Here is a 21,361-nt window from a genome sequence, read left to right as displayed (position 1 = left end):
ACACAAAGATGGACGTGTATGACCGGGGCACGGCGTCCAAGGGGTGCGACGTGTTCATGAGCCTGCACTCCAACGCCTGCGGGACGGAGAGCGTGGACTATCCGGTGGTCTACCGGGCCCACGACAACCTGAACAACGCGGACGCCATCGCCCTGAAGATCGCCAAGAAGATTGGGGAGCTGATGGGAACTACCCAGGCCGGGCGGACGGCCACCCGGAAGAACAGCTCCGGCGGCGAATATTACGGCGTCCTGCGGGGCGCCCGGGCGGTGGGCACGCCGCTGTACCTGCTGATCGAGCACAGCTTCCACACCAACACCGCCGCGGCGAAGTGGCTCTCCCAGGACGGGAACCTGGAGAAGCTGGCGGAGGCGGAGGCGGAGCTGCTGGCGGAGCACTACGGCGTCACGTCCGGCGCGGAGGGCAGGACCGCAATCATGGGCGAGGCCCAGGCCACGGCCGGACAAATGGCCCTCTTCTGCCGGAGCAAAAACCCGGCGCCGAAGCTGACGGCGTGCAGCCTGGAGGAACTGGCGGAGATGTTCCTGGAGGAGGGCAAAGCCGAAGGCGTCCGTGGCGACGTGGCCTTCGCCCAGAGCCTGCACGAGACGGGCTATTTCAAATACGGCGGGATCGTGACGCCGGAGATGAACAACTTCGCGGGCATCGGGGCGCTCAACGGCAACGCCACAGGACAGGCAGCCAGCTTCCCGGACCCGCGCACGGGTGTCCGGGCGCAGATCCAGCACCTCAAAGCATACGCATCCACGGAGGCGCTGACAAAGGCGTGTGTAGACCCGCGCTTCTCCCTGGTGTCCCGCGGCTCGGCTCCATACGTGGAATGGCTGGGCGCGGCGGACAACCCCAACGGGAAGGGCTGGGCGGTCCCCGGCAAGGGGTACGGCGAGAAGGTCACGGCGCTGCTGGAGCAGATCCTCCGTACTGAGGACCCGTCCCCCCCCGCTGCCGGGACGCCTGAGCCGGCCTGGGCGAAACTCGTGGCAGGCTATCCGCAGTACCAGAAGGACGGCCTGGAGGCGCTGGCGGAGGCGGGCATCCTGGACTCTCCGGAGACCTGGGCCGGGCGGTTCGGCCGGGACATGACCGTGGGCGAGGCTGTCGGGATCATGGGAAAGCTGCTCGCCTGGATGCGGACGGCCGGCGAGAGTCCCGCCGGCTGAGAGACAGGGCGGAAAGGAGGCCGGAGGCATGGACGCTTTTATCAAGGAGCTGAAGCTGGAGGAGATCCCGGACGGACCCTGGAAACAAGTAGCTGAACAGATCGGGGTGGAAAACCTTTACACGGTGCTGCGGATCGTCGGGGGCGGGACCACTTACATTCCAAAGGCGGAAACCCTGATCCGGCCCGTCCGGAACCGGCACATCCGGGAGGAATTCAACGGGTACAACTATTTGGAGCTGGCGAAGAAGTACAATGTGACGGACCGGATCGTCCGCATGATCTGCGGTCCCGGGTATCCGGAGGGACAGATCAATCTCTTTGACGAGGACGAAGACACCTTTTCTTAGAAATAAATCTCTGAAATGCTTCATAAGGACATTTCACAAAACATCCATTATCCTAAGACTACAAGCTCCGCTTGTAGTCTTATTTTTTTGCACAGAGGAGGCAGAGACACATGGACATGGATCTCATCATCAACGCGGCGAGCGACGCCCTGCTGAACGTGGTGCTGGCCGTGATCGCGCTGGCCGGCGCTTACGGGGTGTATTTCATCCGCCTGGGCGCCGCGAAGCTGAAGGAGCAGACGGCGCAGATCAAGGACGAGGCGGGCCGGAAGGTGCTGGAGGACGCGCTGGACGACGTTGTGAACCTTGCGACTGTTTCGGTGGGCGCGATGGAGCAGACCACGGCAAAGGCGCTGCGGGACGCGGTCAAAAGCGGGAAGGCGAAGCCGGAGGAGCTGGCGGCGCTGGGCAAGCAGGTCTTTGACGAGGTGAAGGCGGCAATCAGCCCGCAGGCGCAGCAGGTCATCACCGACAATCTGGGCAGCTTCGACAAATACCTCACCGCCGTTATCGAGGACGCGGTCCTGAAGGTGAAGCAGGCGGACCCGTATATCACCCTCTCCGGAGAGCTGGCGGAGGGTGTGGAGCTGCCGGCCGCGGGCGGAACGCAGTAAGGAGGGGCCGTCGTGGAAATGGCTCAGATCACCGCGCTGATCGGCGCGGCGGCCTCCCTGCTGTGTACGCTGGTGGTGGGGGCGCTGACCTACTTTGTGAAGCAGACGCTCAACGACTTCCGCAAGGCGGATGAGCGGAACGCCCAAAAGCTGGCGGAGGTGGACAAGCGGCACGCCGCCAACTACAAGGAGCTGACCCAGCAGATCAGCGACCTCAAGAGCGACCTGCCCCTGGTGTACGTGCTGCGGGAGGACTTCATCCGGAGCATGAACAACGTGGACGGGAAGCTGGACAAAATCATCTGCAGTCTGGCCGAGAAGAAGGGAGGATAATACATGGCAATCCTGGACGACATCACCGAGCAGGAGGTCGCCAAAAACAAGGCGATCCGGGGCTACATCATCCGGGCCCTGGCGCGAGGCAACCAGAACGCGCTCCTGGTACGGCAGCTCACCAACGCGCTCGTCGCGGACGGGATGATCTTTTCGCCGGATATTTCCAAGTATCTGGACTATCTGGCGGACGGCGGTTACATCGAATTCAGCGGCAAGCGCGTCAACGCCTATAACGTCTACCGGAAGGACGGCGTCGTCCAACTGACGAAAAAGGGCGTGGATCTGGTGGAGGGCACCATCGAGGATCCGGGCGTCGATGTCTAAGACAGAACGGCGCCGGACACGGGTGAACTCCACCATCGACCGCCTCCCGGATGATATCAAGGGGCGGCTCGACCTGAAGCTCACCGACACGGCCAACACCTACGAAGAGCTCTCCGCGTGGCTGAAGGAGGAGGGCTATGAGATCAGCAAGAGCGCCATCGGGCGCTACGCGATCCGCAGCACCCAGGCGGCGCAGCGGGTGGCGGAGACCCTGCAGCGGACCCAGGTCATCGCCCAGGCGGTGGAGGCGCACCCCGACCTCGATTATACGAAGGCGGCGAGCATGGTCCTTATGGACGGCCTCATGCAGCGCGTGAGCACGGCGGAGGACGACTTCCAGGAGATGCCGCTGGACAAGGCCGGGCGGCTCATCGCCTCCCTGGCCCGGAACGCCACATACGAGCAGCGGGTCCGGCAGGAAATGAAGCGGAAGGCGGAGCTGGCCTTCGACCAGATGGAGACAGAGCTTCTGGAGAAGGTGAAGCAGTATCCGGACCTCGCCGCCCAGCTCCGGGACGTGCTGGCAAAGGCCAGAGAGAGGGTGGTGGCGGATGGCGGCGATTGATTTCGGCAGTCTCATCGACAAGCTGGATGATGAGAGCGACCGCGCGGCGCTGGCAGACCGGGAGCAGCAGCGGACCCTTTTTCTCAAATACGTTGTCCGGACCGGCAATTTCCCGGACAAACGCGCACAGCTCCTGAAGGAGTACGAGGCAGGGGCATCCCTGACGGGACCCAAGGGCCTCCGGCGGATGCTGGGGGCGTTTGATCTGGAATACTTCGGCCGGGCCTACCTGGGCCATTACTTCACAACACCGGCTCCGGCCTTTCACGCGGATCTGGACGATATCTGGCTTCAGGGCGTCATGAAGGGAATGAACCCCACGGAGCACGCCAAAGAGATCAGCCGGGCCAAAGGGTGCAGGCGTGCAATCGAGGCCCCGCGCGGGCACGCAAAATCCACGACCTTCACCTTCAAGGATGACCTGCACGCGGCTCTGTACGGCTACAAGCATTACATCATCATTCTGTCGGACTCCTCAGAGCAGGCGGAAGGCTTCCTCACAGACATCAAGGACGAATTGGAGGAAAACGCGGCCCTGCGGGAGGACTTCGGCGAGCTGATCGGCAACGTCTGGAAATCCTCTGTTGCGCTGCTTGCCAACGGGACCAAGATCGAGGCCATCGGCTCAGGAAAAAAGATCCGCGGCCGGCGGCATAAGCAGTGGAGGCCGGACCTCATCGTCTGCGATGACCTTGAGAACGACGAGAACGTCGCCACCAAGGAGCAGCGGACAAAGCTCCTCAACTGGTACGACAAGGCTGTGAGCGAGTGCGGCGACACCTACACAGATATCGTCTACATCGGGACGCTGCTGCACTTTGACTCCCTGCTGGCGAATGTGTGCCGCAAAGCGGAATACAAGAGCGTGAAGTACCAGGGCGTGCTCTCCTGGGCCGTGAACACAGACTTGTGGGACGCCTGGGAACAGCTGTACACCAACCTCGCCGATCCGGAACATGAGCAGACCGCCCGGGCCTTCTTTGAGGCCAACCGGGCGGACATGCTGGAGGGGACGGCGGTGCTGTGGCAGCAGAAAAACGACTACTACGCCCTTATGTGCAAACGGGTCAATATCGGCCCCGCGGCATTCAACTCAGAGATCCAGAACAACCCCATCGACCCATCCACCTGCACGTTTCAGGAGGAGTGGTTCGACTACTGGGACGATGAGGGAAAGACCCCGCCCAACTTCGCGGATCCGCGCTTTCTGTTCGTGGGGGCCAACGACCCCAGTTTGGGCAAGAACAAGCGGGCGGACACCAGCAGCATCTTCGCTCTGGCAAAAGACCGGATCACCGGCGTCGTCTATGTGGTCATCGCGGACGTGGCCCAGCGCCATCCGGACCAGATCATCGAGGACGTGCTGGAAGCCAACCGGAGGCTCAAGCGGGAGTTCCACCGCCCCTACTACCGCTTCGGCGTGGAGACGGTGCAGTTTCAGGCTTACTTCGCGGAGGTCATGCGGCAGAAAGCGGCCAAGTCCGGGGAATACCTCCCCATCGTGGAGATCAACTCCACACAGAACAAGGATGCCCGCATCCGCTCCCTCCAGCCATTTGTCAAAAACGGCTATATCAAATTCAGCAAGAAGCACAAGGCTCTCCTTCAGCAGATGAAGGAATATCCCATGGCCCGGAATGACGACGCGCCGGACGGCCTGCAGATGGCCCTCCAGCTTGCCCTCGATATTCAGGGCGGCGGCGAGGTGGAATACACCACCGTGCTCCACCGGGAAGCGGACTTCAAGGCGGGAGCCTATTAAGGAGGACTTTTGATTCAGTACGAAAACAAACTTATCCACGGTGACAGTCTCACAGTTCTCCGCCAGATGGAGCCCGAAAGTGTGGATGCCATTATCACGGATCCGCCCTACGGGATCAACTATGTCTCCCAGACCGGGGCGCGGATCAAGAACGACACAGCGCCCTTCATCTGGTTCCTTTACGACGCCTTCCGCGTGCTGAAGGCCGGTAGCTCCGGGCGGGGGACGCTGGTCTGCTTCACCCGCTGGGACGTGCAGCAGGTCTTTATCGACGCAATCCGGCTAGCGGGTTTCGTGGTCAAAAGTGAGGTCATCTGGAACAAGGTGGAGCATGGCATGGGAGACTGCAAGGCGCAGTTCGCCCCGACCCATGAGAACATCATTTTCGCAGTGAAAGGAAAATTCAGCTTCCCAGGACACCGGCCCAACGACCTCATCACTCACCGGAAGCTCCATGCCAATCAGATGGTCCACCCAACGGAGAAGCCGGTCCCGCTACTGGCGGACCTTATTACCGCCGTCACCAAGCCCGGCGATCTTATTCTCGATCCCTTCGCCGGGTCCGGCTCCACTCTGGTCGCTGCCAAGAAAACCGGGCGGCGGTTTATCGGGATCGAACTGGATGATGACTACTACCAGACCGCGCAGAGGCGCATTGAGGAGGCAGTCACATGAGCAGAAGCAAGCGCCGGGCGCAGGCCCCGCCGCTCCCCAGACCGGAGACGCGGGAGCTGACAGTTGCCCGGGTCCAGGACAAATACAGCGAATACCCATCCAACGGGCTGACCCCGGTCCGTCTGGCGGAGATCTTCCGGGAGGCCGACACGGGCGACGTCATGCGGCAGATGGAGCTGTTCGAGGAGATGGAGGAGCACGACCCCCACCTGTTCAGCCAGCTCCAAACCCGGAAGAACGCGGTCACGGGCTTGGACTTCGAGATCACCGCCTTCGGCGACGAGCCGCGGGACAAGGAGATCGCGGAGTTCGTGGAGGAGCAGCTCAACGGGATCGAAGGCATGGAGGACATCGAGACGGACCTGCTGGACGCCATCGGAAAAGGGATCGCCGTCTCGGAGATCCTGTGGGGATATGACGGCGGCCGGGTCGTGGTCCGGGAGATCAAAAACCGCCACCAGAAGCGTTTCTTCTGGGACGGCGTGGACGACTCCTTCCGCTGCAGGACGGACGAGACGCCCTCCGGCATCCTGCTCCCGAAAAACAAGTTCATCATTCACAAGTATAAGGCCCGCAGCGGCCACCCCTCACGGGCCGGCGTCTTGCGTGTGTGCGCCTGGATGTACCTGTTCAAGAACTACGACATCAAGGACTGGATCAGCTTTGCGGAGGTGTACGGCCTCCCCTTCCGGCTGGGCAAGTACGCGCCCGGCAGCAGCGACGAGGAGAAGCGCGCGCTCATGCAGGCGCTGATCCAGCTGGGTGCAGACGCCGCGGGCATCATCCCGGAAGGTGCCTCCATCGAGTTTGTGACCACGGAGAAGACCTCCAGCACGGACCTGTACGAACGGCTGGCCCGCTACTGCGACGAGCAGATCAGCAAGGCCATCCTGGGACAGACCCTGACCTCGGACTCGGGCGGCGGCAGCTACGCCCAGAGCAAGACCCACAACGAGGTCCGGCACGATCTGACCGTGGCGGACTGCAAGTCCCTGGCGGCCACGCTCCGGCGGGACCTCATCCGTCCCCTGGTCCTCTTCAATTTCGGCGAGGAAATGCGAATCCCCCGGATCCGCTTTGATTGCGAGGAGGACGAAGACCTCATGCAGACGGCGAACGTGGTGGGGACATTGGTGGAGAAGACCGGCCTGCCGGTCCCCCTCTCCTACCTTTACAAGAAGTTCAGCATCCCGGAGCCGGAGGACGGCGAGGCCATCGCCACCCCCAGCTACGCCCAGCAGGCAGCAGGTCCGGTGCTCCCCTTCAAGGCGCAGCCCCGGCGCTATGTGGCGCTGAAAGGCGGCGGGCCGGGCACCCAGGAACACATCGACCGGGTGACGGCTGCGGCGCTCAAGCGCGGGGCCAAAAGCTGGCGCAAGGCGTTCGCTCCGGTGCTGGCGCTGCTGGAACAGGCGGAGAGCCTGGAGCAGCTCCGGGACACCCTGGAGGACGAGGACGCCGTGGCGGAGCTGTATGCTTCCATGGACGTGTCTGAGGTGGAGGACCTGCTGCAGAAGGTCATGACCCTGGCGGACCTGGAGGGGAGGTCACTGGAGCATGAACGAGATTGAAGCCGTCCTGAACGGCGGCGACATGACTTTTGAGGAAGCGGTGGAGTATTTCCGCCGGCGCATCCCCGTAACAGCGAAGGTGTTCTACTCCATCGCCTATGACTACCGCGTCCTGGCCTTCACCGTGAGCGGCTACTCCAAGCTGCAGATCCTCCGCAGGTTCTACGAGGAGCTGCTGGCGGCTCTGGAGCAGGGAAACACCCTGGCGGAGTTCCGCTCCAACATGCACGGCTTCCTGGAGCGGGAGGGCTACGAGGGCGTCACCCCGTATCAGGCGGAGAACATCTTCCGCACCAATATCCAGACGGCCTACAATGTGGGCCACTACAAGCAAATGACGGACCCGGAGGTCATGAAGCTGCGCCCATACTGGCAGTATGACGCGGTCAACGACTCCCGGACGCGCCCCTCTCACCTCGCCATGGATGGCAGGGTCTTCCCGGCGGATTCCCCGGTCTGGGATACATGGTTCCCGCCCAACGGCTTCAAGTGCCGCTGTACGGTGCGGAGCCTGAGCCGGCGGCAGGTGGAGCGGCTGGGCCTTCGCGTGGAGACCAAGGCTCCCTCCGCCAGTATGCTGAAAGACGGGCGCTTTGTAAACATCATGCCGGACCCCCAGTTTGCCGGCAACCCGGCAAAGACCCCGTGGAGGCCGGACCTGAAGGGGTATCCCGAGCCCCTGGCGAAGGCATTCCGGGAGCGGGAAAAAAGCGGACCTGGGGAAAAGGCGTAAAAAGGCCGCTGACGCCCCTCCGGCGGAGGGGGGAGGGTCATTTCACGGGGCCCCCCCGCAAAACGGCGTCTAACGCCGTGCGCACGGCGTTAACGGCGGCCTTGGGGCTCTGCCCCGGAAAGGAGACACGCAAAAAATGGAGATCATCACCCTGAAAGGGGGCGAGGTGGAGGTCCAGGGGGTCCCAGAGGTCATCCGGATCCTGCCCCTGGGACACGTCACCAGCCAGAAGGGCGAATTCGACGTGGATGAGGAGAGCCTGCGGCTCATGAAGGCGGAGATCGCCCGGCATGGCGTGGATGTGGTGGTGGACTACGAGCACCAGACGCTGGACGGCGTCCAGGCCCCGGCTGCCGGCTGGGTCAAAGACCTCTCCATCCAGGACGGCCATATCGTCGCAAAGGTGGAGTGGACGGACCGGGCGGCAGCGTACCTGAAGAACCGGGAGTACCGCTACCTCTCCCCGGTCATCACCGTCCGCAAGGCGGACAACAAGGCGACGGGCCTGCACTCGCTGGCCCTCACCAACACTCCCGCAATCGACCACATGGACCCCATTGTCAATTCCAGCACTTACAACAATCACGAAGGAGGACAAAACACTATGGACCTGAAAGAACTGGCAAAGCTGCTGGGCCTGCCCGAGGACGCTACAGAGGAACAGATCATCCAGGCGCTGACCGCCGCGCTGGCGGAGCTGAAGAAGCTGAAGGAGGACGGCAAGGAACCGCCTCCGGGCAGCGAGGAGACCGTGGCGAACAAGGCCGTCTGCGAGCTGCTGGGCCTGAAGTCCGGCGCGGCCACCAGCGACGTTACCGCGAAGATCATGGAGCTGAAAGGCGGGATCGTCGACGGCGTGAACCTGCGGGAGAAGGTGGAGAAGCTGGAGAAGGCCGCCGCCCAGCGGGACGCTGACGAAGCGGTCACCCAGGCTCTGAAGGCGGGCAAGATCACCCCGGCACAGAAGAAATGGGCCGTCAGCTATGCTCTGAGCGATCCGAAGGGCTTCGCGGACTTCGTGGCAAAGGCCCCGCAGGTGGTCCCCATGGACCAGATCATCCCGGATGGCCCGGATACGCCCGCGGGCGGCATGGACGAGGCGACCCGCCTCGTGTGCAAGCAGCTGGGCATCAACGAAGAAGACGTCAAGAAGTACGGAATGAAAGAGGAGGCGTAAGACCATGGCAGCACTCACAGCAGCGAGGGACACCACCGAGATCAGCAACGGGGCGCGTCACCTCATCCTCCCTGTCAAGGGGAGCACCACCATCTACCAGGGCGCACTCGTGGCCCTGGACGCCAGCGGCTATGCAGTCCCCGGCTCCAAGGCGGCCACGCTCACCGCGGCCGGCCGGGCCGAGGAAACCGTGGCGAACACCGGAGCGGACGGTGCGGCCTCCATCCGGGTCGCCCGCGGTGTGTTCGTCTTTGACAACGCCGCGGATTCCGGGAAGCTCACTGCCGTCCATGTCCTGAAGCCCTGCTACATCGCGGACGATCAGACCGTCACCGCCACCGCCGAAGGCGCAAGCGTGGCCGGACTGGTGATCCGGGTGGACGACGCAGGCGTCGCCGTGGAGATTGGACGCGGCATTCAGACTATCGCCGCCGAAGCCTAAAAAAGGAGGACAAAAACCATGATTGTAAATCCCCAGAACCTGCGGGGCATTTATGTGGGCTTCAACACCCTGTTCAACAGGGCATTGACCACTGTAACCCCCCTGTATACCGAGGTGGCTACTGTCACCCCCTCCACCACGGATGCGGAGACCTATGCGTGGCTCGGCGACATCCCCGGCATGAGGGAATGGATCGGCGACCGTGAGGTCCAGAACCTCAGCGCGTCGGACTATACCATCAAGAACAAGGATTTCGAGCTGACCATCGGCATCGACCGCAACGCCATTGAGGATGACAAAATCGGCCTGTTTAACCCCTCCATCGAGATGCTGGGCCAGTCCGCTGCCATGCACCCGGACAAGCTGGTCTTCAGCCTTCTGAAGAAAGGCTTCAATGAAAAGTGCTTTGATGGCAAGGCGTTTTTCTCCAGCGAGCACATGATCGGCGAGAGCAAGGTATCCAACAAGGGGACCGCGAAGCTGAGCCTGGACGCCTATGTGGCCGCCCGCGCCGGCATGATGAGCCTGACCAACAGCAAGGGCGAGCCTCTGGCTCTGATCCCGAACAGGCTGGTGGTCCCGCCCGCCCTGGAGAAAGCCGCGCTGGACATCACCGAGGCCGACTTCATCAACGGCACCCGCAACACCATGAAGGGCACCGCGAAGCCCCTGGTGGTGCCGCAGCTGGCCGGCAGCGACACCGCCTGGTTCCTGCTGTGTACCACCCTCCCGATCAAGCCTCTGATCTACCAGCAGCGCAAGAAGGTCAAGTTTGTGAGCAAGACCAACGAGACCGACGACAATGTATTCATGAGCAAGACCTTCATCTACGGTGCGGACTCCCGGGGGAACGCGGGCTTCGGCTTCTGGCAGATGGCTTACGGCAGCGACGGGACCGCCGGCGATTGACCGGCATGAGTTACTGCACCCGTGACGAGGTCCGGGCCATGCTGAAAGAGGATGCTGTGAGCCAAATCCTCACAGATACAGACTTCATTGAAGACCCGGAAGAGCGGGAGGCTAGGATCGGCCCGCTCATCGACGAAGCCATCGCGGATGCGGACGGGGAGATCGACGGCTACCTCGCCAAGAGGTACGCCGTCCCCCTCGCCCCGGTCCCGAAGGTCATCAACAAGTTTTCCAAGGACATCGCGCTCTATAACCTCATGTCCCGCGCCGGACTGGACGAAGAGGGACGGGAGGGCAACTATCTCACCCGCTACAACGCCGCCATCAAGTTCCTCACGCTGGTCGCGGAGGGCAAAGTCAGCCTTGGAACCGAGGCCAGCGATCCCCAGGCAGCAGCGGCCGCAGGATTCTCTATGCACTCTAACCGCCGGCTCTTCAGCCGGGATACGATGAAGGGGATGTGACTCATGGTAAATATCCGGCTGGAGGGCGACACCCGGGCGGCCCTGAACAAGATCCGGGGCCTCGCGGAGATGGACCGGAAGAGCCTTAACGCGGCCCTGGGCCAAGGCGTGCGCGCGTCCACCCTGGAGCGTTTCCGGACGGGCAAGGGGCCGGACGGCAGACGCTGGCCCACATCCAAGCGGGCCCTTGCCGAAGGCGGCAGGACGCTGGTGGACTCCGGACAGCTGCGCAACAGCATCCAGGTCAGATCCGACGCCACCGGCTTCGCGGTGGGCACCAACGTCAAGCACGCCTCCACCCACCAGTACGGAGTCAGGAACCGGATCATCAAGGCCAAGAACAAGAAATACCTCCGCTTCAAAGTCGACGGCCGCTGGATCACACGGAAGAAGGTCAAGGTGACGATCCCCGCCCGCCCCTTCCTCGGCCTTTCTGCCGAGGACCAGACCGAGCTGCAGGAGACGGTGGAGGACTTCATCCGCCGGCAGGGGGAATAGCGTATGTTGTACACACAGGCGAAGGCATACCTTGTAGGAAAGCTCAAGGAGGCCGGACTCAAAACAAAGCCATACACGACCATGAAGTCCCTCTCCCGGTCCCTGGAAAGCCATGTGGGAGCGGTCCTGCCCGGTACGGAGATGATCGCGCGAAACGGCTCCAAAACCATCTATCAAGACCAAGAGGGAGCGCAGCACAAGCGCAGAAAGCTCTTCGACCGGAACGTGACGTTTCAGGTGGTGCTGGGAGACTATACGGACGACAAGGTGGAGGCCATGCTGGAGAAATTCCTGGCCGCTCTGGACCAGGGGATCGAAGTGGACGGAAACTTCGTCCCCCTGGCCGCGGAGAGCGTGGAGTGGTCCACCGAGGAAGACCATCCGCTGAAGGCGGAGGTCGCCGTGACGGTGAACATCACCTTCCGGGGCGGCGTCTACAGGGACATCGGCCTCCACAGAGCCCGGGACTACCGACTGGAGGACATCGGGAAAAACAATGGAAAGGAGCCTGCAAATGGCAATTAAGAACAACAGGCTCCAGGACGCCGCGCCCAACGCGGCGTCTCTGGAGGATATCGAGACGCTCCGGGCCCGCTATGGCGTGAGCCGCCCCGTATTTGTGGGCGTATGCTCCGCCAACGGCTGGCGCAGAGGGCGTCAGATGACCGCGGCGGATTTCCTGGCTGCGGTCGAGGTATATCAAAAGGCGCCCATGACCGGGGGCCGAAAGGAGGCGTGAGGGATGGCAGTGCTCAGAGATGTCAGGGAGACCGTCCTGGATGGGCAGCTCGGCTTCTCCGGAAGGTCCGGCTCCGGGATCAGCGTCCGCATCGGCCCCTCCCCTATCGTCAGCGACAAGCTCATTATCATCACCGGCGACATGACCGCCGATACCATCAAGGAGCGCCTGGGGCGCTCCCCTCTGGCCGACTCCGTCATGGATTCCGTCCAGTTTGGCGCCGCCCGGGTGTACTGCCTTCCTGTGGCTGCCTCTACAGCGGGCACCGTCGGAGAGGTGGAGAAAGAGGGCAAGGGCGGCGGCACACTCACGGCGTCCGGCAGCCCCTATAACGCCTTCGCGGTGGTGGTGAGGATCACCGCCCAGGGCACTCTCAACACTGCGGCCTTCACCTATTCCATCGACGGCGGCAATAATTTCAGCGACGAGATCACCGTGCCCGTGGCGGGCAAATATGAGCTGCCCGGGACTGGACTCACGCTCACCTTTGCGGCAGCTCAGGAGGAGGCGGACAGTTCTTTCCAGGTGGGCGATATGTGGAGCTTCAGCACCACGGCCCCCGCCATGACGAAGGGCGACGCCCTGGCGGCGGCCCGCAAGATCAAGGACTTTTCCGAAGAATTTGAGTGGCTGCATGTGGTGGGCGGGAGCGATCTGGATCTGTGGGAAGCCATGGGCGAGGTCCGCAATGAGCTTGCCACGGAGTACCACAAGCCCCTCTTCATTCTTATGGAGGCCGCCTACCCCACCGGAGATCTCACCGACTGGGCGCTGGGCCTGGAGAATGCCCGCGGCAAGGTTAAGAATACCGACATCCAGGTCTGCACCGCATGGGGGCGTCTGGTACGGCTGGACGGCAGCGTTCAGATCGTCAACCTCGCGGGCATCGTTTCCGGCCTGTACGCCAAGGCGGGCGTGGCGGAGAGCATCGGCAAGACCCGGCCCGAGGCCGGCTTCGGCATCTCGCCGGATACACTGGAGGAGCTGCTCCCCGCCGGCCTGGACGACTCCATCATCAAGATGCTGGACGAGGCGGGCTTCCTTACCTTCCGGAGCTACGCGGGTCTGGAGGACTTCTTCGTTTACCATGCCAAGGTCCTCAGCCCGGAGAAGAGCGACTTCCAGTATGCGGAGGATATCCGCGTGAAGAACAAAGTCATCCGGGAAGTCCGGAAGGAGGCTCTGCTCCTGCTCAATGACGATATCGACATGACCGACTTTGACGGCGAGACACAGGCCCGGGCGAAATTCCTGACGGCGCCTCTGGACAGAATGGTGGCCGCGAAGGAGATCAGCAGGGCGGAGGTCACGATCCCCGAGGGGCAGGCGGAGTCGTTCCTGGAGACCGGGCTCCTCCGCGTCCGTATCCTCTATCTGTCCCGGGGATACATCCGGGAGATCGAGATCGAGGTCGGGCGCACCAATGTCAGCGATTAAGCGGAAGGGAGGATATGCGGCATGACAGTCAATGGTAAAGTCTACGACTGGGCTGATGTGGACTTCAAGATCCCGGGCCTGGACATCGAAGTCCAGGAGATCAGCTATGACGATGAATTGGATCAGGAGGCCGTCTACGGCAGGGGCAACAAGCCCCGGGGCTTCGGCACCGGCAACTATTCCAGCACCGGAAAAATTTCCCTGCTCCGCGACGACTATCACAAGCTGCTGGCCTATTGCAAGGCCAAGGGTGTCAGTTTCTTCAAGCTCCAGTTTCCCTCCGTCGTGGTCAGCTACGCCATGGAGGGCGAGAAGACGGTGGTCGACGAGCTGAAGATGGTCCAGATCTCCAAACGCTCCAACAGCGTCACCCAGGGAGACAAGAGCGTCAAGGTGAGCCTGGATCTCGCCATCTACGGCGGCGTCGTTCAGGACGGCGTGGAGCCTGTTTAAGGGACAAGTTATTTGAGAAATACGGAGGAATTTTTCATGGAAGACATCAAGAAAACGGACGCGGCGGCCGCCGTGCCCCAGAGTGAAAAGGACACCCTCAAGGCCAAATACGGAAAGGTGTTCCGTGTCTCCTGCTCTGTCCGGGAGGACGAAGACAGCGACGCGCTGGAGTTCGGCTACTACTTCAAGCGGCCCAGCGTCCCCTCTTATGACCGCTACCTGAAGGGCGTGCAGCAGTTCGGCATGACCCGAGCAAGCAAGACCTTCCTGCTGGACTGCGTGGTGGACGAGGACAAGGACCGCCTGACCTCCGAGATGGAGGAATATCCCGGCGTGGCCCTGACCATCGCGGGCAAGCTCACGGAGATCCTGGGCCTGACCAACGCAGTAAATTTGAAAAAGCTCTAAGAGAGCGGGCCGAGGAGGTAAGAAGCAGTCTGGTGGAAGCTGGGCTTTTGGAGATCTACCGCTTCTTGCCTCCTCCTCTCTTAGAGGGCTTTGACCCGGAGAAGGCGGAGATCGGCGAGTTCCTGGGCTGCATAGCGAAGGCCCGTTATGTTCAGGAACTGGAAAAGAACATCATCGCCCGCGCGATCTCCGAGGTATTCGGCGGTGAATGACCGGGAGGCGAGGCAGACACGTGAAAGCAAATGAGCGGGGTACAGGGCCGCCCCATACCGCTCGCCAGAGCGGAGGTGTGCGCAGCCCATGAGCCTCGAAAGTGTATTCAGGTTGTCCCTCATCATGAATATGGTGGACAACATCACCGGCCCCATGGGCCGGATCAGCAGCAGCGTCAACGGCGGCGTATCCAGGCTGCAAAAGCTGGAAAGCGCGTTCGGGGGCATGGTCAAGACCGGCGCGGTCATGACGGAGCTGGGCTCCTCCATCGCGGGGGCCGCGCTGGCTCCCGTGGAGGCCACCTTCGAGACACGCCGCGCCCTGGGTGAACTGGCATCCCTGGGCGTCAAGGATCTGGAGGCCGTGGAGGACGCGGCCCGCAGCTTCTCCGACCAGTGGGCCGGAACATCCAAGGCGGATTTCATTTCCGCCTCCTACGACATCAAGAGCGGCATCGCCTCTCTGACAGACGAGGGCGTGGCCGATTTCACCACCCTGGCCGCCCTGACAGGCAAGGCCACCAAATCCACAGTCGGCGAGATGACGAGCCTGTTTGCCACAGGCTACGGCATTTACAAGGGCTTCTACGACGATCTGACGGATCTGGAGTTCGGAGAGATGTTCTCAGCCGGGATCTCCAAATCCGTCCAGCAGTTCAAAACGACCGGATCGGAAATGGCTGCGGCCATTGAGAGTCTGGGCGCTTCGGCTACTAACGCAAAAGTCCCGCTGGAAGAGCAGCTGTCTGTCCTGGGGATGCTTCAGGCCACCATGAGCGGTTCGGAAGCCGGCACCAAATACGCGGCCTTCATCCAGTCTGCGGCGAAGGGCGGCGAAGAACTGGGGCTGGCGTTCGTGGACGCCAACAACCAGATCAAGAGCCTGCCGGAGATCCTGGATCTGCTGCGTGGAAAGTATGGCGACACCATCGACGCCATCGAGAAGCAGGAGATCGCCACGGCATTCGGCACCGATGAGGCCGTAGATCTCATTGATCTGCTGTACAGTAAGACCGGAGAGCTGCAGGACAATGTTTTGAGCTTGTACGACGCCATGGGGCAGGGCACAGCTGTGGCCTCAGAAATGGCGTCCGCCATGAACGAGACAGAGCCGGAGAAATTTGAACGGCTCCAGCAGCAGCTCCACAACGTCGCCGAAGCGGCGGGAAGCACACTGCTCCCTGTGGTCAACGACCTGATGGAAGGCGCTGCCGGCGTCATCCAAAAGGGCGCGGAGTGGGTAGAGAACCACCAGAACCTTGTCCGGATCATCCTGCTTGCGGCCCTGACCCTGGGCGGCTTCCTGGCTGTGGCGGGCACCTGCATCGCCGTAGTCGGCGGCGTGGGGATCGTTTTCACCAAGACCGCCGGACTGGTCAAAGGCTTCATCGGCGTCATCCGGGGATTGCCGGACCTGTTTGAGACCATAGCCCTGTACGGCATGGAAGCGGGCGACGCGATCCGAAACGGTTTTAACAGGATCCGAACAGCGGGAAGCACCGCCGTCACCGCGGTCAAAAACGTGACGCTGCGGATCGCCGGCATGGCAAAGACGGCTGTGATCTCCGGCGTGACGGCCCTGAAGAACATGGCGCTCGGTCTGGTCAGCATGGCGAGGCAGGCGGTTGTGACCGCCGTAACCGCCATGCCCGGGTTGATCGCCTCTGTGTGGTCCTTCACAGCGGCGCTGCTGGCAAATCCCATCACATGGGTTGTCGTTGGTATCGTTGCACTGATCGCCGCCCTCATCCTGCTCTGGCAGAACTGGGACAGCGTAACCGCGTTCCTGCAGAACGCCTGGGACACCGCCTGCTCCAAAATCACGGCAGGACTTGAGTGGCTGAAGCAGGGCTTTCAGTCTATCATGGACTGGATCGGCGAGAAGATCGCATGGTTCGGCGAAGCCGGACGGCGGCTCGTGACCACCTTCGTCGACGGTATCAAGTCCGTGGCGATGGCGCCCATCAACGCGGTCAAGGGCATCTTTGGGAAGATCAGCAACCTGTTCCCCCACTCCGATGCCAAGGAGGGCCCCCTGAGCACCCTGACTCTGAGCGGCAAAAAGACCATGACCACCTTCGCCGAGGGTGTGACCCTGGCGGAGGATGCTCCAGCCAACGCGATCACCAAGGGCCTGGAGGGAGCCAGGGTCAGCCTCCAGCAGGATGCTCCCAAGCCGGTCCGCCTGGGCGGCGGTACAGGCGAGGAAGCAGACGCTGGAGACGGCAGCGGCTCCGCCGGAAGGGATGGCAAAGTCTTTATCGTCAAGAAGCTGGTGCTGCAGGTGGATGTCAAGAAGATCAAGCAGCTTCAGGACCTGCTGGAGATCGTGGGCGAACTGGAAGACAAAATCAACAGCGGCGAGGATCCGGATGATGATCCGGAGACCGACTTCGCGCTGGCGTAAGGAAGGGGGACGGCTCTCATGATCTTTGTGGAAGACAATACCATCAAGCTGAACGGAGTCGTCCTCCCTGGCCTTGTCAAAAGCATCGAGGTCAAGGAGTCGGCGCAGATCGACGAGCAGGAGGTGGAGGGCAGCTCCGCCAAGCCCAAGCAAGCCACCGGCTACGAGGATGCCAAAATCAATATTGAGCTGGTGGTGGACGATACCGACACGCAGACCAAGTATCAGCGCCTGGAGACGCTCCGGGCGGTGTTCCGCAAAGAGGGTCAGGGTGTGCCGCAGCCGATCCCTATCGTGTGTGAGGACGCGGCCGCCCACGGTATCGACAAGGTCCTGTTCAAATCTCTCAACCACAAGGCCGAACAGAAGAAGAGCTATTTCTCCGTGACCCTGGAGCTGTGGGAGTACATCCCACAGACCATCCAGGCCGTAAAATCCTCCGGCACTTCGTCCGGCAAGAAGAGCGGCAGCTCCGGCAGCGGCTCAGCTGGGACATTGGACAGCAGTTACTCCAGCTATCTCAGCTCCGACCGGGGCGCGGCGCCGGGGAAGATCACGCCGGCACTGCAGAAGAAGCGGGGCAAGTCCCCTGCCGTGGATGACGCGGATACGGCCAAGGTCCTGTCAAAGCTGAAAAGGAAGTAGTACATGGAGACGTTGGAACTGTTCTATCCGCGGATCACCGCTCAGGCCGGGGGCTACACCTTCCAGCAGGGCATTGAGATCGAGGTCTCCTCCGCCAGGGACTCCCGCATGGATTGGGCGAAGATCCGCTTCACAGACCGCTTCAAGCCGGAGATCAGCATCTCCCGCTTGGAGCCGGCCACGATCCTGTTGGGCTACGGCGGCGCCTTCGATGAGGTTTTCACCGGCTATGTCGGCTCGACATACAACGCCGGCAGCAATGCCGATGAGATCATCCTGAAGGACCCTATGCTGCTGTTGGAGGGACTCACCGTCAATGAGACCTTTCTGGATACGACGCCCCAGGAGGTGATCCGGTACATCCTGGCACAGGCGGGCCTGACGGAGCTGAAGCTGACGTCCACGGTCTATCCGGCACGGAAGCGCCTCTCCATCCGCAGGCAGAGCGGTGTGCAGGCCCTGGACACCGTGGCGGCCGCCTGGAATATCCAGGTCCCCTATTTCTGCTCCGGCGGCGTCTTTTACTGGGGCGAACAGCCGGAGCAGACTATGACCTACACGTTCGAGGCAGGGCGAAATATCCTGAGTCTCGCCCGACGCGGCAGCCTCTGGGACCTCGAAACCGTGTCCGCGCCCTTTGTCCGTCACTCCCACCGCATCCAGGTCAGTCATCCCAGTATCTCGGGCGAGGTGGAGGTGGTCCGGGTCCGGCACCTCACCAACTACGAGGGCTTCATCCGGACCCATATCTATTTTTGAGGAGGGAACCGCCATGGGAAAGCAGTTGGAGCGGTTTGTCAAGGCTGTGGTCGGGGACATCCTCAAGCAGGACTATCCCTATCTGACGTCGCCCGCCATCCTCCTGGCCCGTGTATCCGCCGTGAAGACCCTTTCGGACACCTACGAGGCGGAGGAGCTGGATATCCACAACGATGAGGGCGGCACCAGCTATCGGGGCCATATTGTGGGCCGCTGGCAGGAGTACACCCTGACGGTGGTGGACCGCTTCGGCAGCGAGGACAGCAGCTTCCCGGCCCTGCCCGGCGTTCGCTCCAGGATACAGCTCCAGGCCGGGGCACTGGCGGCCATCGCGCTCCCCTTTGGAGATCTCACGCCGGTCATCATCGGGGAGGTGGTCCTGTGACGGGTCTGCACGACACGGACATCCGGTTGGATGAGGATGGACAGCTCACCCAGGCAGCGGATGGCGGCGCCCCTCTCTGCTCCGGCATGGACTGCTTCCTGCAATCCATCATCCTGGAGGCGCAGACGCAGAAGGGCGAGCTGTTTTATGACGAGGACTTCGGCTGGAGCCTTTACGACTTCCTGCAGTCTGAAGATGATGAGATCACCCGGTTGGAGATCACGCAGCGGGTCAGGAGCGGCCTGCTCAAACGGGAGGAAATCATTCCGGACAGCGTACAGGTCCAAGTGGGGCTTATAAAGGACGCTTTTCATATTTACGGATCTTTCCAGGCCGCGGACACGGAGGCGTCCTACAGTCTGCACATTATCATCGACCCGGTCAATCTGGAGGTGACTGTCATTGATTGATGAAAAGATTTTAGATCAGGTGATCCCTGTTCCGGATCTGACGGAGCTGAAGGATCAACGGATCCAGGAGCTGTCTGACGCCGGCTTCGCCATCACAAACTTCCATTCCGGCGGCGTCTTCCACACGCTCCTCATGATCGTCCTGCGCATCCAGATCGAACTCCTGGAACTCTGCCGGACGGTATTGAACCAGATGTTCGTGAGCCACGCATCCGGCGCCTGGCTGGACCTGAAGATGTCCGACTACTCCAAAACCCGCAAGCTGGCACAGAAGACGCAGGGCGTGGTCACGGTCTCCAGAACGGCCTCGGACGGAGAGGCGGTCAAAATTCCAAAGGGCCATATCTTCAAGAGCATTAAGGATATCAACGGCGATGAGCTGCGCTTTGTGGCCCTGCAGGAGACCACCCTCCAGAAAGGGGCCTCATCCGTGGATATCCCGGTGGAGGCCGAGGCGGAGGGCGCCCGCTATAATGTTCCGGCTGGGCAGATCACCAGGACACTCACCTATCTGGGCGATGTGTCTATAACCAATGGCTCCGGCTGGATCACCCGGGAAGGCAGCGACACGGAGGACGATGAGAGTGCCAGAGAGCGCACGCTCCGCTCCTGGTCCGAGCTGGCTCTTGTGCCGTTGCGGGACACCTACATCAACGTCTGCTCCGCCATCGCCGGCGTCCTCTATGTCACCGTTAAAGATCAGCACCCGAGAGGACAGGGCACCGTGGATATCATTATAACCTCCGAAGCCGGGACGGCCACCGAGGACCTTCTGGAGAAGTGCCGGGAGGTCTGCGAGGAGATCCGGGAGCCTGATACGGATGTCCTGGTCAAGAGTGCGGAGATCGTCGATCAGGATGTAGCGGTCACTGTCACGGTCGCCAGCTCTCTTAATCAGGATGGTCTTGCGGAGCGTGTGCAGGCGTCGATCACGGATCTGCTGAAGCTGCGCAACCGTGGCGATTCCCTCAATGAGCTGACCCACGCAGACATCATCCACAAAATCAAGAGCGACATCTCCACGGTGAGAAACGTGACCGTGACCACTCCTGCGGAGGATGTCTTTTTGACAGAAGAGAAAGTCATCATGGCTGGGAAGATCACGGTCACGGTGGAGGGCGTTTGACATGTTCAAAACCTTTGGAGAGTATATGTACACGCTGCTCTTCAGCCCTTTGCGGCGGGGCCGTCAGTCTCTAAATCAGTTTTACATCTTCTTCAAGGTGATGGGCCGGTCCTTTGACCAGTGCAAGGAGGCGCTGCTGCAGGTCCGGGAAGAGGCATCTGTGCTCACCTGCTCGGACGCGATGCTTCCAGTCCATGGTGCGGACCGGGATATGCTCCGCCTGCAGGGGGAGACGGTGGACAACTACCGCCGTCGCCTTGCCATGAAGGGAGCAATCTCAGAGATGGCTGGGCTGAACAGCGGCATCCGCTATCTGGCCCAGGCATTCGGATATGACGAAGTCAACATTGAACCGGGGGAAAAGCCGGATCACTGGGCGGAGGCCACTGTTTGGTTTATCGGAGGGAATATCGTGCTGGATGACCGGACACTCCTCCTGCAAGAGTTGAACAAGATCAAGCCAGCGCGGACCCTCCTGCACCTTGCCAAAGAACAGCGGTATGAAGCCCCTCTCTACTTGGCGGCAGCCATAGAGCGGGGCAGGCAGATGACGATTGAACAGGAGTAAGAGATATGGCATTCACTAAACTGAAGCTCACGACTTTCGGCCAGACGATTGAGACCAAGCGGCACCAAGGCAAGGGCATCCATTTTACCCGTGTAGCTATCGGAGACGGCCTGCTGGGCAACGGCTCCATGATTAACCGCACAGAGCTTGTCAACGAGCGGCACTCCATGCTGATCGACGGTATCCTGACTACGGATGACGCGAAACAGTGT

Annotated in this window: 29 protein-coding genes; all 29 read left to right on the top strand. The window is 61.6% G+C overall.

Annotation, left to right across the window (positions count from 1 at the left end; genetic code table 11):
• Positions 1-1,181, top strand: a 1,181-nt coding sequence (locus tag QVE23_RS04300) for an N-acetylmuramoyl-L-alanine amidase family protein (protein ID WP_502919064.1), incomplete at its 5' end; no start/stop codon positions are given.
• Positions 1,182-1,209: 28 nt separating this feature from the next.
• Entirely contained in the window at positions 1,210-1,530 is a 321-nt protein-coding gene (locus tag QVE23_RS04295; protein WP_287967641.1) for a Mor transcription activator family protein, read from the top strand.
• A gap of 110 nt (positions 1,531-1,640) precedes the next feature.
• Positions 1,641-2,144 carry a hypothetical protein gene (locus tag QVE23_RS04290; RefSeq protein WP_287967640.1) on the top strand — a complete coding sequence of 168 codons (504 nt, stop codon included), beginning with the start codon at positions 1,641-1,643 and terminating at the stop codon, positions 2,142-2,144.
• An 18-nt stretch (positions 2,145-2,162) separates the two neighbouring features.
• Positions 2,163-2,477: a hypothetical protein gene (locus QVE23_RS04285; RefSeq protein ID WP_287967649.1), complete on the top strand. Its 315-nt coding sequence runs from the start codon at positions 2,163-2,165 to the stop codon at positions 2,475-2,477.
• Positions 2,478-2,480: 3 nt separating this feature from the next.
• Complete coding sequence (locus QVE23_RS04280) at positions 2,481-2,804, top strand: hypothetical protein (protein ID WP_021749789.1); 324 nt, start codon at positions 2,481-2,483, stop codon at positions 2,802-2,804.
• On the top strand, positions 2,797-3,369 hold the full coding sequence (locus tag QVE23_RS04275) for a DUF3486 family protein (RefSeq protein ID WP_287967639.1): 573 nt from the start codon (positions 2,797-2,799) through the stop codon (positions 3,367-3,369). Before QVE23_RS04280 ends, QVE23_RS04275 begins: the two co-directional genes overlap by 8 nt.
• Positions 3,356-5,131, top strand: a complete 1,776-nt coding sequence (gene terL / locus QVE23_RS04270) for a phage terminase large subunit (RefSeq protein ID WP_287967638.1) — start codon at positions 3,356-3,358, stop codon at positions 5,129-5,131. Before QVE23_RS04275 ends, terL begins: the two co-directional genes overlap by 14 nt.
• An 81-nt stretch (positions 5,132-5,212) precedes the next feature.
• Positions 5,213-5,806, top strand: a complete 594-nt coding sequence (locus tag QVE23_RS04265; protein ID WP_287967637.1) for a DNA-methyltransferase — start codon at positions 5,213-5,215, stop codon at positions 5,804-5,806.
• Entirely contained in the window at positions 5,803-7,377 is a 1,575-nt protein-coding gene (locus QVE23_RS04260) for a DUF935 domain-containing protein (protein ID WP_287967636.1), read from the top strand. Before QVE23_RS04265 ends, QVE23_RS04260 begins: the two co-directional genes overlap by 4 nt.
• Positions 7,364-8,110 (top strand): phage head morphogenesis protein, encoded by a 747-nt coding sequence (locus QVE23_RS04255; RefSeq protein WP_287967635.1) that lies wholly within the window; start codon positions 7,364-7,366, stop codon positions 8,108-8,110. The genes QVE23_RS04260 and QVE23_RS04255 overlap by 14 nt, the downstream gene beginning before the upstream one ends.
• Positions 8,111-8,246: 136 nt before the next feature.
• The gene (locus QVE23_RS04250) at positions 8,247-9,287 is read left to right on the top strand and encodes a phage protease (protein ID WP_287967634.1); all 1,041 of its coding nucleotides are present in this window, start codon (positions 8,247-8,249) and stop codon (positions 9,285-9,287) included.
• 4 nt (positions 9,288-9,291) lie between these two features.
• A complete protein-coding gene (locus QVE23_RS04245) occupies positions 9,292-9,729 on the top strand; it encodes a hypothetical protein (protein ID WP_287967633.1) in 438 nt (145 codons plus the stop codon).
• 18 nt (positions 9,730-9,747) lie between these two features.
• Positions 9,748-10,638, top strand: a complete 891-nt coding sequence (locus QVE23_RS04240; protein WP_287967632.1) for a Mu-like prophage major head subunit gpT family protein — start codon at positions 9,748-9,750, stop codon at positions 10,636-10,638.
• Between the two features lie 5 nt (positions 10,639-10,643).
• Positions 10,644-11,102 carry a gp436 family protein gene (locus QVE23_RS04235; RefSeq protein WP_287967630.1) on the top strand — a complete coding sequence of 153 codons (459 nt, stop codon included), beginning with the start codon at positions 10,644-10,646 and terminating at the stop codon, positions 11,100-11,102.
• Positions 11,103-11,105: 3 nt separating this feature from the next.
• Positions 11,106-11,600: a phage virion morphogenesis protein gene (locus QVE23_RS04230; RefSeq protein ID WP_287967629.1), complete on the top strand. Its 495-nt coding sequence runs from the start codon at positions 11,106-11,108 to the stop codon at positions 11,598-11,600.
• 3 nt (positions 11,601-11,603) lie between these two features.
• Entirely contained in the window at positions 11,604-12,125 is a 522-nt protein-coding gene (locus QVE23_RS04225; protein WP_287967628.1) for an SON protein, read from the top strand.
• Positions 12,115-12,339, top strand: a complete 225-nt coding sequence (locus QVE23_RS04220; RefSeq protein ID WP_287967627.1) for a hypothetical protein — start codon at positions 12,115-12,117, stop codon at positions 12,337-12,339. Before QVE23_RS04225 ends, QVE23_RS04220 begins: the two co-directional genes overlap by 11 nt.
• Before the next feature lie 3 nt (positions 12,340-12,342).
• On the top strand, positions 12,343-13,776 hold the full coding sequence (locus QVE23_RS04215) for a DUF2586 domain-containing protein (RefSeq protein ID WP_326170318.1): 1,434 nt from the start codon (positions 12,343-12,345) through the stop codon (positions 13,774-13,776).
• A 21-nt stretch (positions 13,777-13,797) separates the two neighbouring features.
• Positions 13,798-14,229 (top strand): hypothetical protein, encoded by a 432-nt coding sequence (locus QVE23_RS04210; RefSeq protein ID WP_287967626.1) that lies wholly within the window; start codon positions 13,798-13,800, stop codon positions 14,227-14,229.
• Between the two features lie 36 nt (positions 14,230-14,265).
• Positions 14,266-14,637 carry a DUF6848 family protein gene (locus tag QVE23_RS04205; protein WP_287967625.1) on the top strand — a complete coding sequence of 124 codons (372 nt, stop codon included), beginning with the start codon at positions 14,266-14,268 and terminating at the stop codon, positions 14,635-14,637.
• Between the two features lie 47 nt (positions 14,638-14,684).
• Positions 14,685-14,849, top strand: coding sequence for a hypothetical protein (locus QVE23_RS04200; protein ID WP_287967624.1), 165 nt, complete (start codon positions 14,685-14,687; stop codon positions 14,847-14,849).
• Positions 14,850-14,937: 88 nt separating this feature from the next.
• Complete coding sequence (locus tag QVE23_RS04195) at positions 14,938-17,256, top strand: phage tail tape measure protein (RefSeq protein WP_287967623.1); 2,319 nt, start codon at positions 14,938-14,940, stop codon at positions 17,254-17,256.
• 18 nt (positions 17,257-17,274) lie between these two features.
• Positions 17,275-17,901 (top strand): transcriptional regulator, encoded by a 627-nt coding sequence (locus QVE23_RS04190; RefSeq protein WP_287967622.1) that lies wholly within the window; start codon positions 17,275-17,277, stop codon positions 17,899-17,901.
• 3 nt (positions 17,902-17,904) lie between these two features.
• Complete coding sequence (locus tag QVE23_RS04185) at positions 17,905-18,660, top strand: serine/arginine repetitive matrix protein 2 (protein WP_287967620.1); 756 nt, start codon at positions 17,905-17,907, stop codon at positions 18,658-18,660.
• Between the two features lie 13 nt (positions 18,661-18,673).
• Positions 18,674-19,045, top strand: coding sequence for a carbamoyl-phosphate synthase subunit L (locus QVE23_RS04180; protein WP_287967618.1), 372 nt, complete (start codon positions 18,674-18,676; stop codon positions 19,043-19,045).
• A complete protein-coding gene (locus QVE23_RS04175) occupies positions 19,042-19,455 on the top strand; it encodes a DUF2634 domain-containing protein (RefSeq protein ID WP_287967616.1) in 414 nt (137 codons plus the stop codon). Before QVE23_RS04180 ends, QVE23_RS04175 begins: the two co-directional genes overlap by 4 nt.
• Positions 19,448-20,581, top strand: a complete 1,134-nt coding sequence (locus QVE23_RS04170) for a baseplate J/gp47 family protein (RefSeq protein WP_287967615.1) — start codon at positions 19,448-19,450, stop codon at positions 20,579-20,581. Before QVE23_RS04175 ends, QVE23_RS04170 begins: the two co-directional genes overlap by 8 nt.
• Position 20,582: 1 nt before the next feature.
• On the top strand, positions 20,583-21,149 hold the full coding sequence (locus tag QVE23_RS04165; RefSeq protein ID WP_287967614.1) for a hypothetical protein: 567 nt from the start codon (positions 20,583-20,585) through the stop codon (positions 21,147-21,149).
• A gap of 5 nt (positions 21,150-21,154) precedes the next feature.
• On the top strand, positions 21,155-21,361 hold a 207-nt coding region (locus QVE23_RS04160), incomplete at its 3' end, for a hypothetical protein (protein WP_287967612.1).

The organism is Oscillibacter sp. KLE 1728 (assembly GCF_934833455.1).
GTDB classification, from domain to species: domain Bacteria; phylum Bacillota; class Clostridia; order Oscillospirales; family Oscillospiraceae; genus Oscillibacter; species Oscillibacter welbionis.
The sequence above is the reverse complement of the archived record's forward strand: the minus strand, read 5'-3'. Positions and strand labels throughout refer to the sequence as shown.

Bases quoted from the DNA above. Each gene is read 5' to 3' on its own strand.
- QVE23_RS04295 (WP_287967641.1), top strand. From the start codon at position 1,210: ATGGACGCTTTTATCAAGGAGCTGAAGCTGGAGGAGATCCCGGACGGA.
- QVE23_RS04290 (WP_287967640.1), top strand. From the start codon at position 1,641: ATGGACATGGATCTCATCATCAACGCGGCGAGCGACGCCCTGCTGAAC.
- QVE23_RS04285 (WP_287967649.1), top strand. From the start codon at position 2,163: ATGGCTCAGATCACCGCGCTGATCGGCGCGGCGGCCTCCCTGCTGTGT.
- QVE23_RS04280 (WP_021749789.1), top strand. From the start codon at position 2,481: ATGGCAATCCTGGACGACATCACCGAGCAGGAGGTCGCCAAAAACAAG.
- QVE23_RS04275 (WP_287967639.1), top strand. From the start codon at position 2,797: ATGTCTAAGACAGAACGGCGCCGGACACGGGTGAACTCCACCATCGAC.
- terL (WP_287967638.1), top strand. From the start codon at position 3,356: ATGGCGGCGATTGATTTCGGCAGTCTCATCGACAAGCTGGATGATGAG.
- QVE23_RS04260 (WP_287967636.1), top strand. From the start codon at position 5,803: ATGAGCAGAAGCAAGCGCCGGGCGCAGGCCCCGCCGCTCCCCAGACCG.
- QVE23_RS04255 (WP_287967635.1), top strand. From the start codon at position 7,364: ATGAACGAGATTGAAGCCGTCCTGAACGGCGGCGACATGACTTTTGAG.
- QVE23_RS04250 (WP_287967634.1), top strand. From the start codon at position 8,247: ATGGAGATCATCACCCTGAAAGGGGGCGAGGTGGAGGTCCAGGGGGTC.
- QVE23_RS04245 (WP_287967633.1), top strand. From the start codon at position 9,292: ATGGCAGCACTCACAGCAGCGAGGGACACCACCGAGATCAGCAACGGG.
- QVE23_RS04240 (WP_287967632.1), top strand. From the start codon at position 9,748: ATGATTGTAAATCCCCAGAACCTGCGGGGCATTTATGTGGGCTTCAAC.
- QVE23_RS04235 (WP_287967630.1), top strand. From the start codon at position 10,644: ATGAGTTACTGCACCCGTGACGAGGTCCGGGCCATGCTGAAAGAGGAT.
- QVE23_RS04230 (WP_287967629.1), top strand. From the start codon at position 11,106: ATGGTAAATATCCGGCTGGAGGGCGACACCCGGGCGGCCCTGAACAAG.
- QVE23_RS04225 (WP_287967628.1), top strand. From the start codon at position 11,604: ATGTTGTACACACAGGCGAAGGCATACCTTGTAGGAAAGCTCAAGGAG.
- QVE23_RS04220 (WP_287967627.1), top strand. From the start codon at position 12,115: ATGGCAATTAAGAACAACAGGCTCCAGGACGCCGCGCCCAACGCGGCG.
- QVE23_RS04215 (WP_326170318.1), top strand. From the start codon at position 12,343: ATGGCAGTGCTCAGAGATGTCAGGGAGACCGTCCTGGATGGGCAGCTC.
- QVE23_RS04210 (WP_287967626.1), top strand. From the start codon at position 13,798: ATGACAGTCAATGGTAAAGTCTACGACTGGGCTGATGTGGACTTCAAG.
- QVE23_RS04205 (WP_287967625.1), top strand. From the start codon at position 14,266: ATGGAAGACATCAAGAAAACGGACGCGGCGGCCGCCGTGCCCCAGAGT.
- QVE23_RS04195 (WP_287967623.1), top strand. From the start codon at position 14,938: ATGAGCCTCGAAAGTGTATTCAGGTTGTCCCTCATCATGAATATGGTG.
- QVE23_RS04190 (WP_287967622.1), top strand. From the start codon at position 17,275: ATGATCTTTGTGGAAGACAATACCATCAAGCTGAACGGAGTCGTCCTC.
- QVE23_RS04185 (WP_287967620.1), top strand. From the start codon at position 17,905: ATGGAGACGTTGGAACTGTTCTATCCGCGGATCACCGCTCAGGCCGGG.
- QVE23_RS04180 (WP_287967618.1), top strand. From the start codon at position 18,674: ATGGGAAAGCAGTTGGAGCGGTTTGTCAAGGCTGTGGTCGGGGACATC.
- QVE23_RS04165 (WP_287967614.1), top strand. From the start codon at position 20,583: ATGTTCAAAACCTTTGGAGAGTATATGTACACGCTGCTCTTCAGCCCT.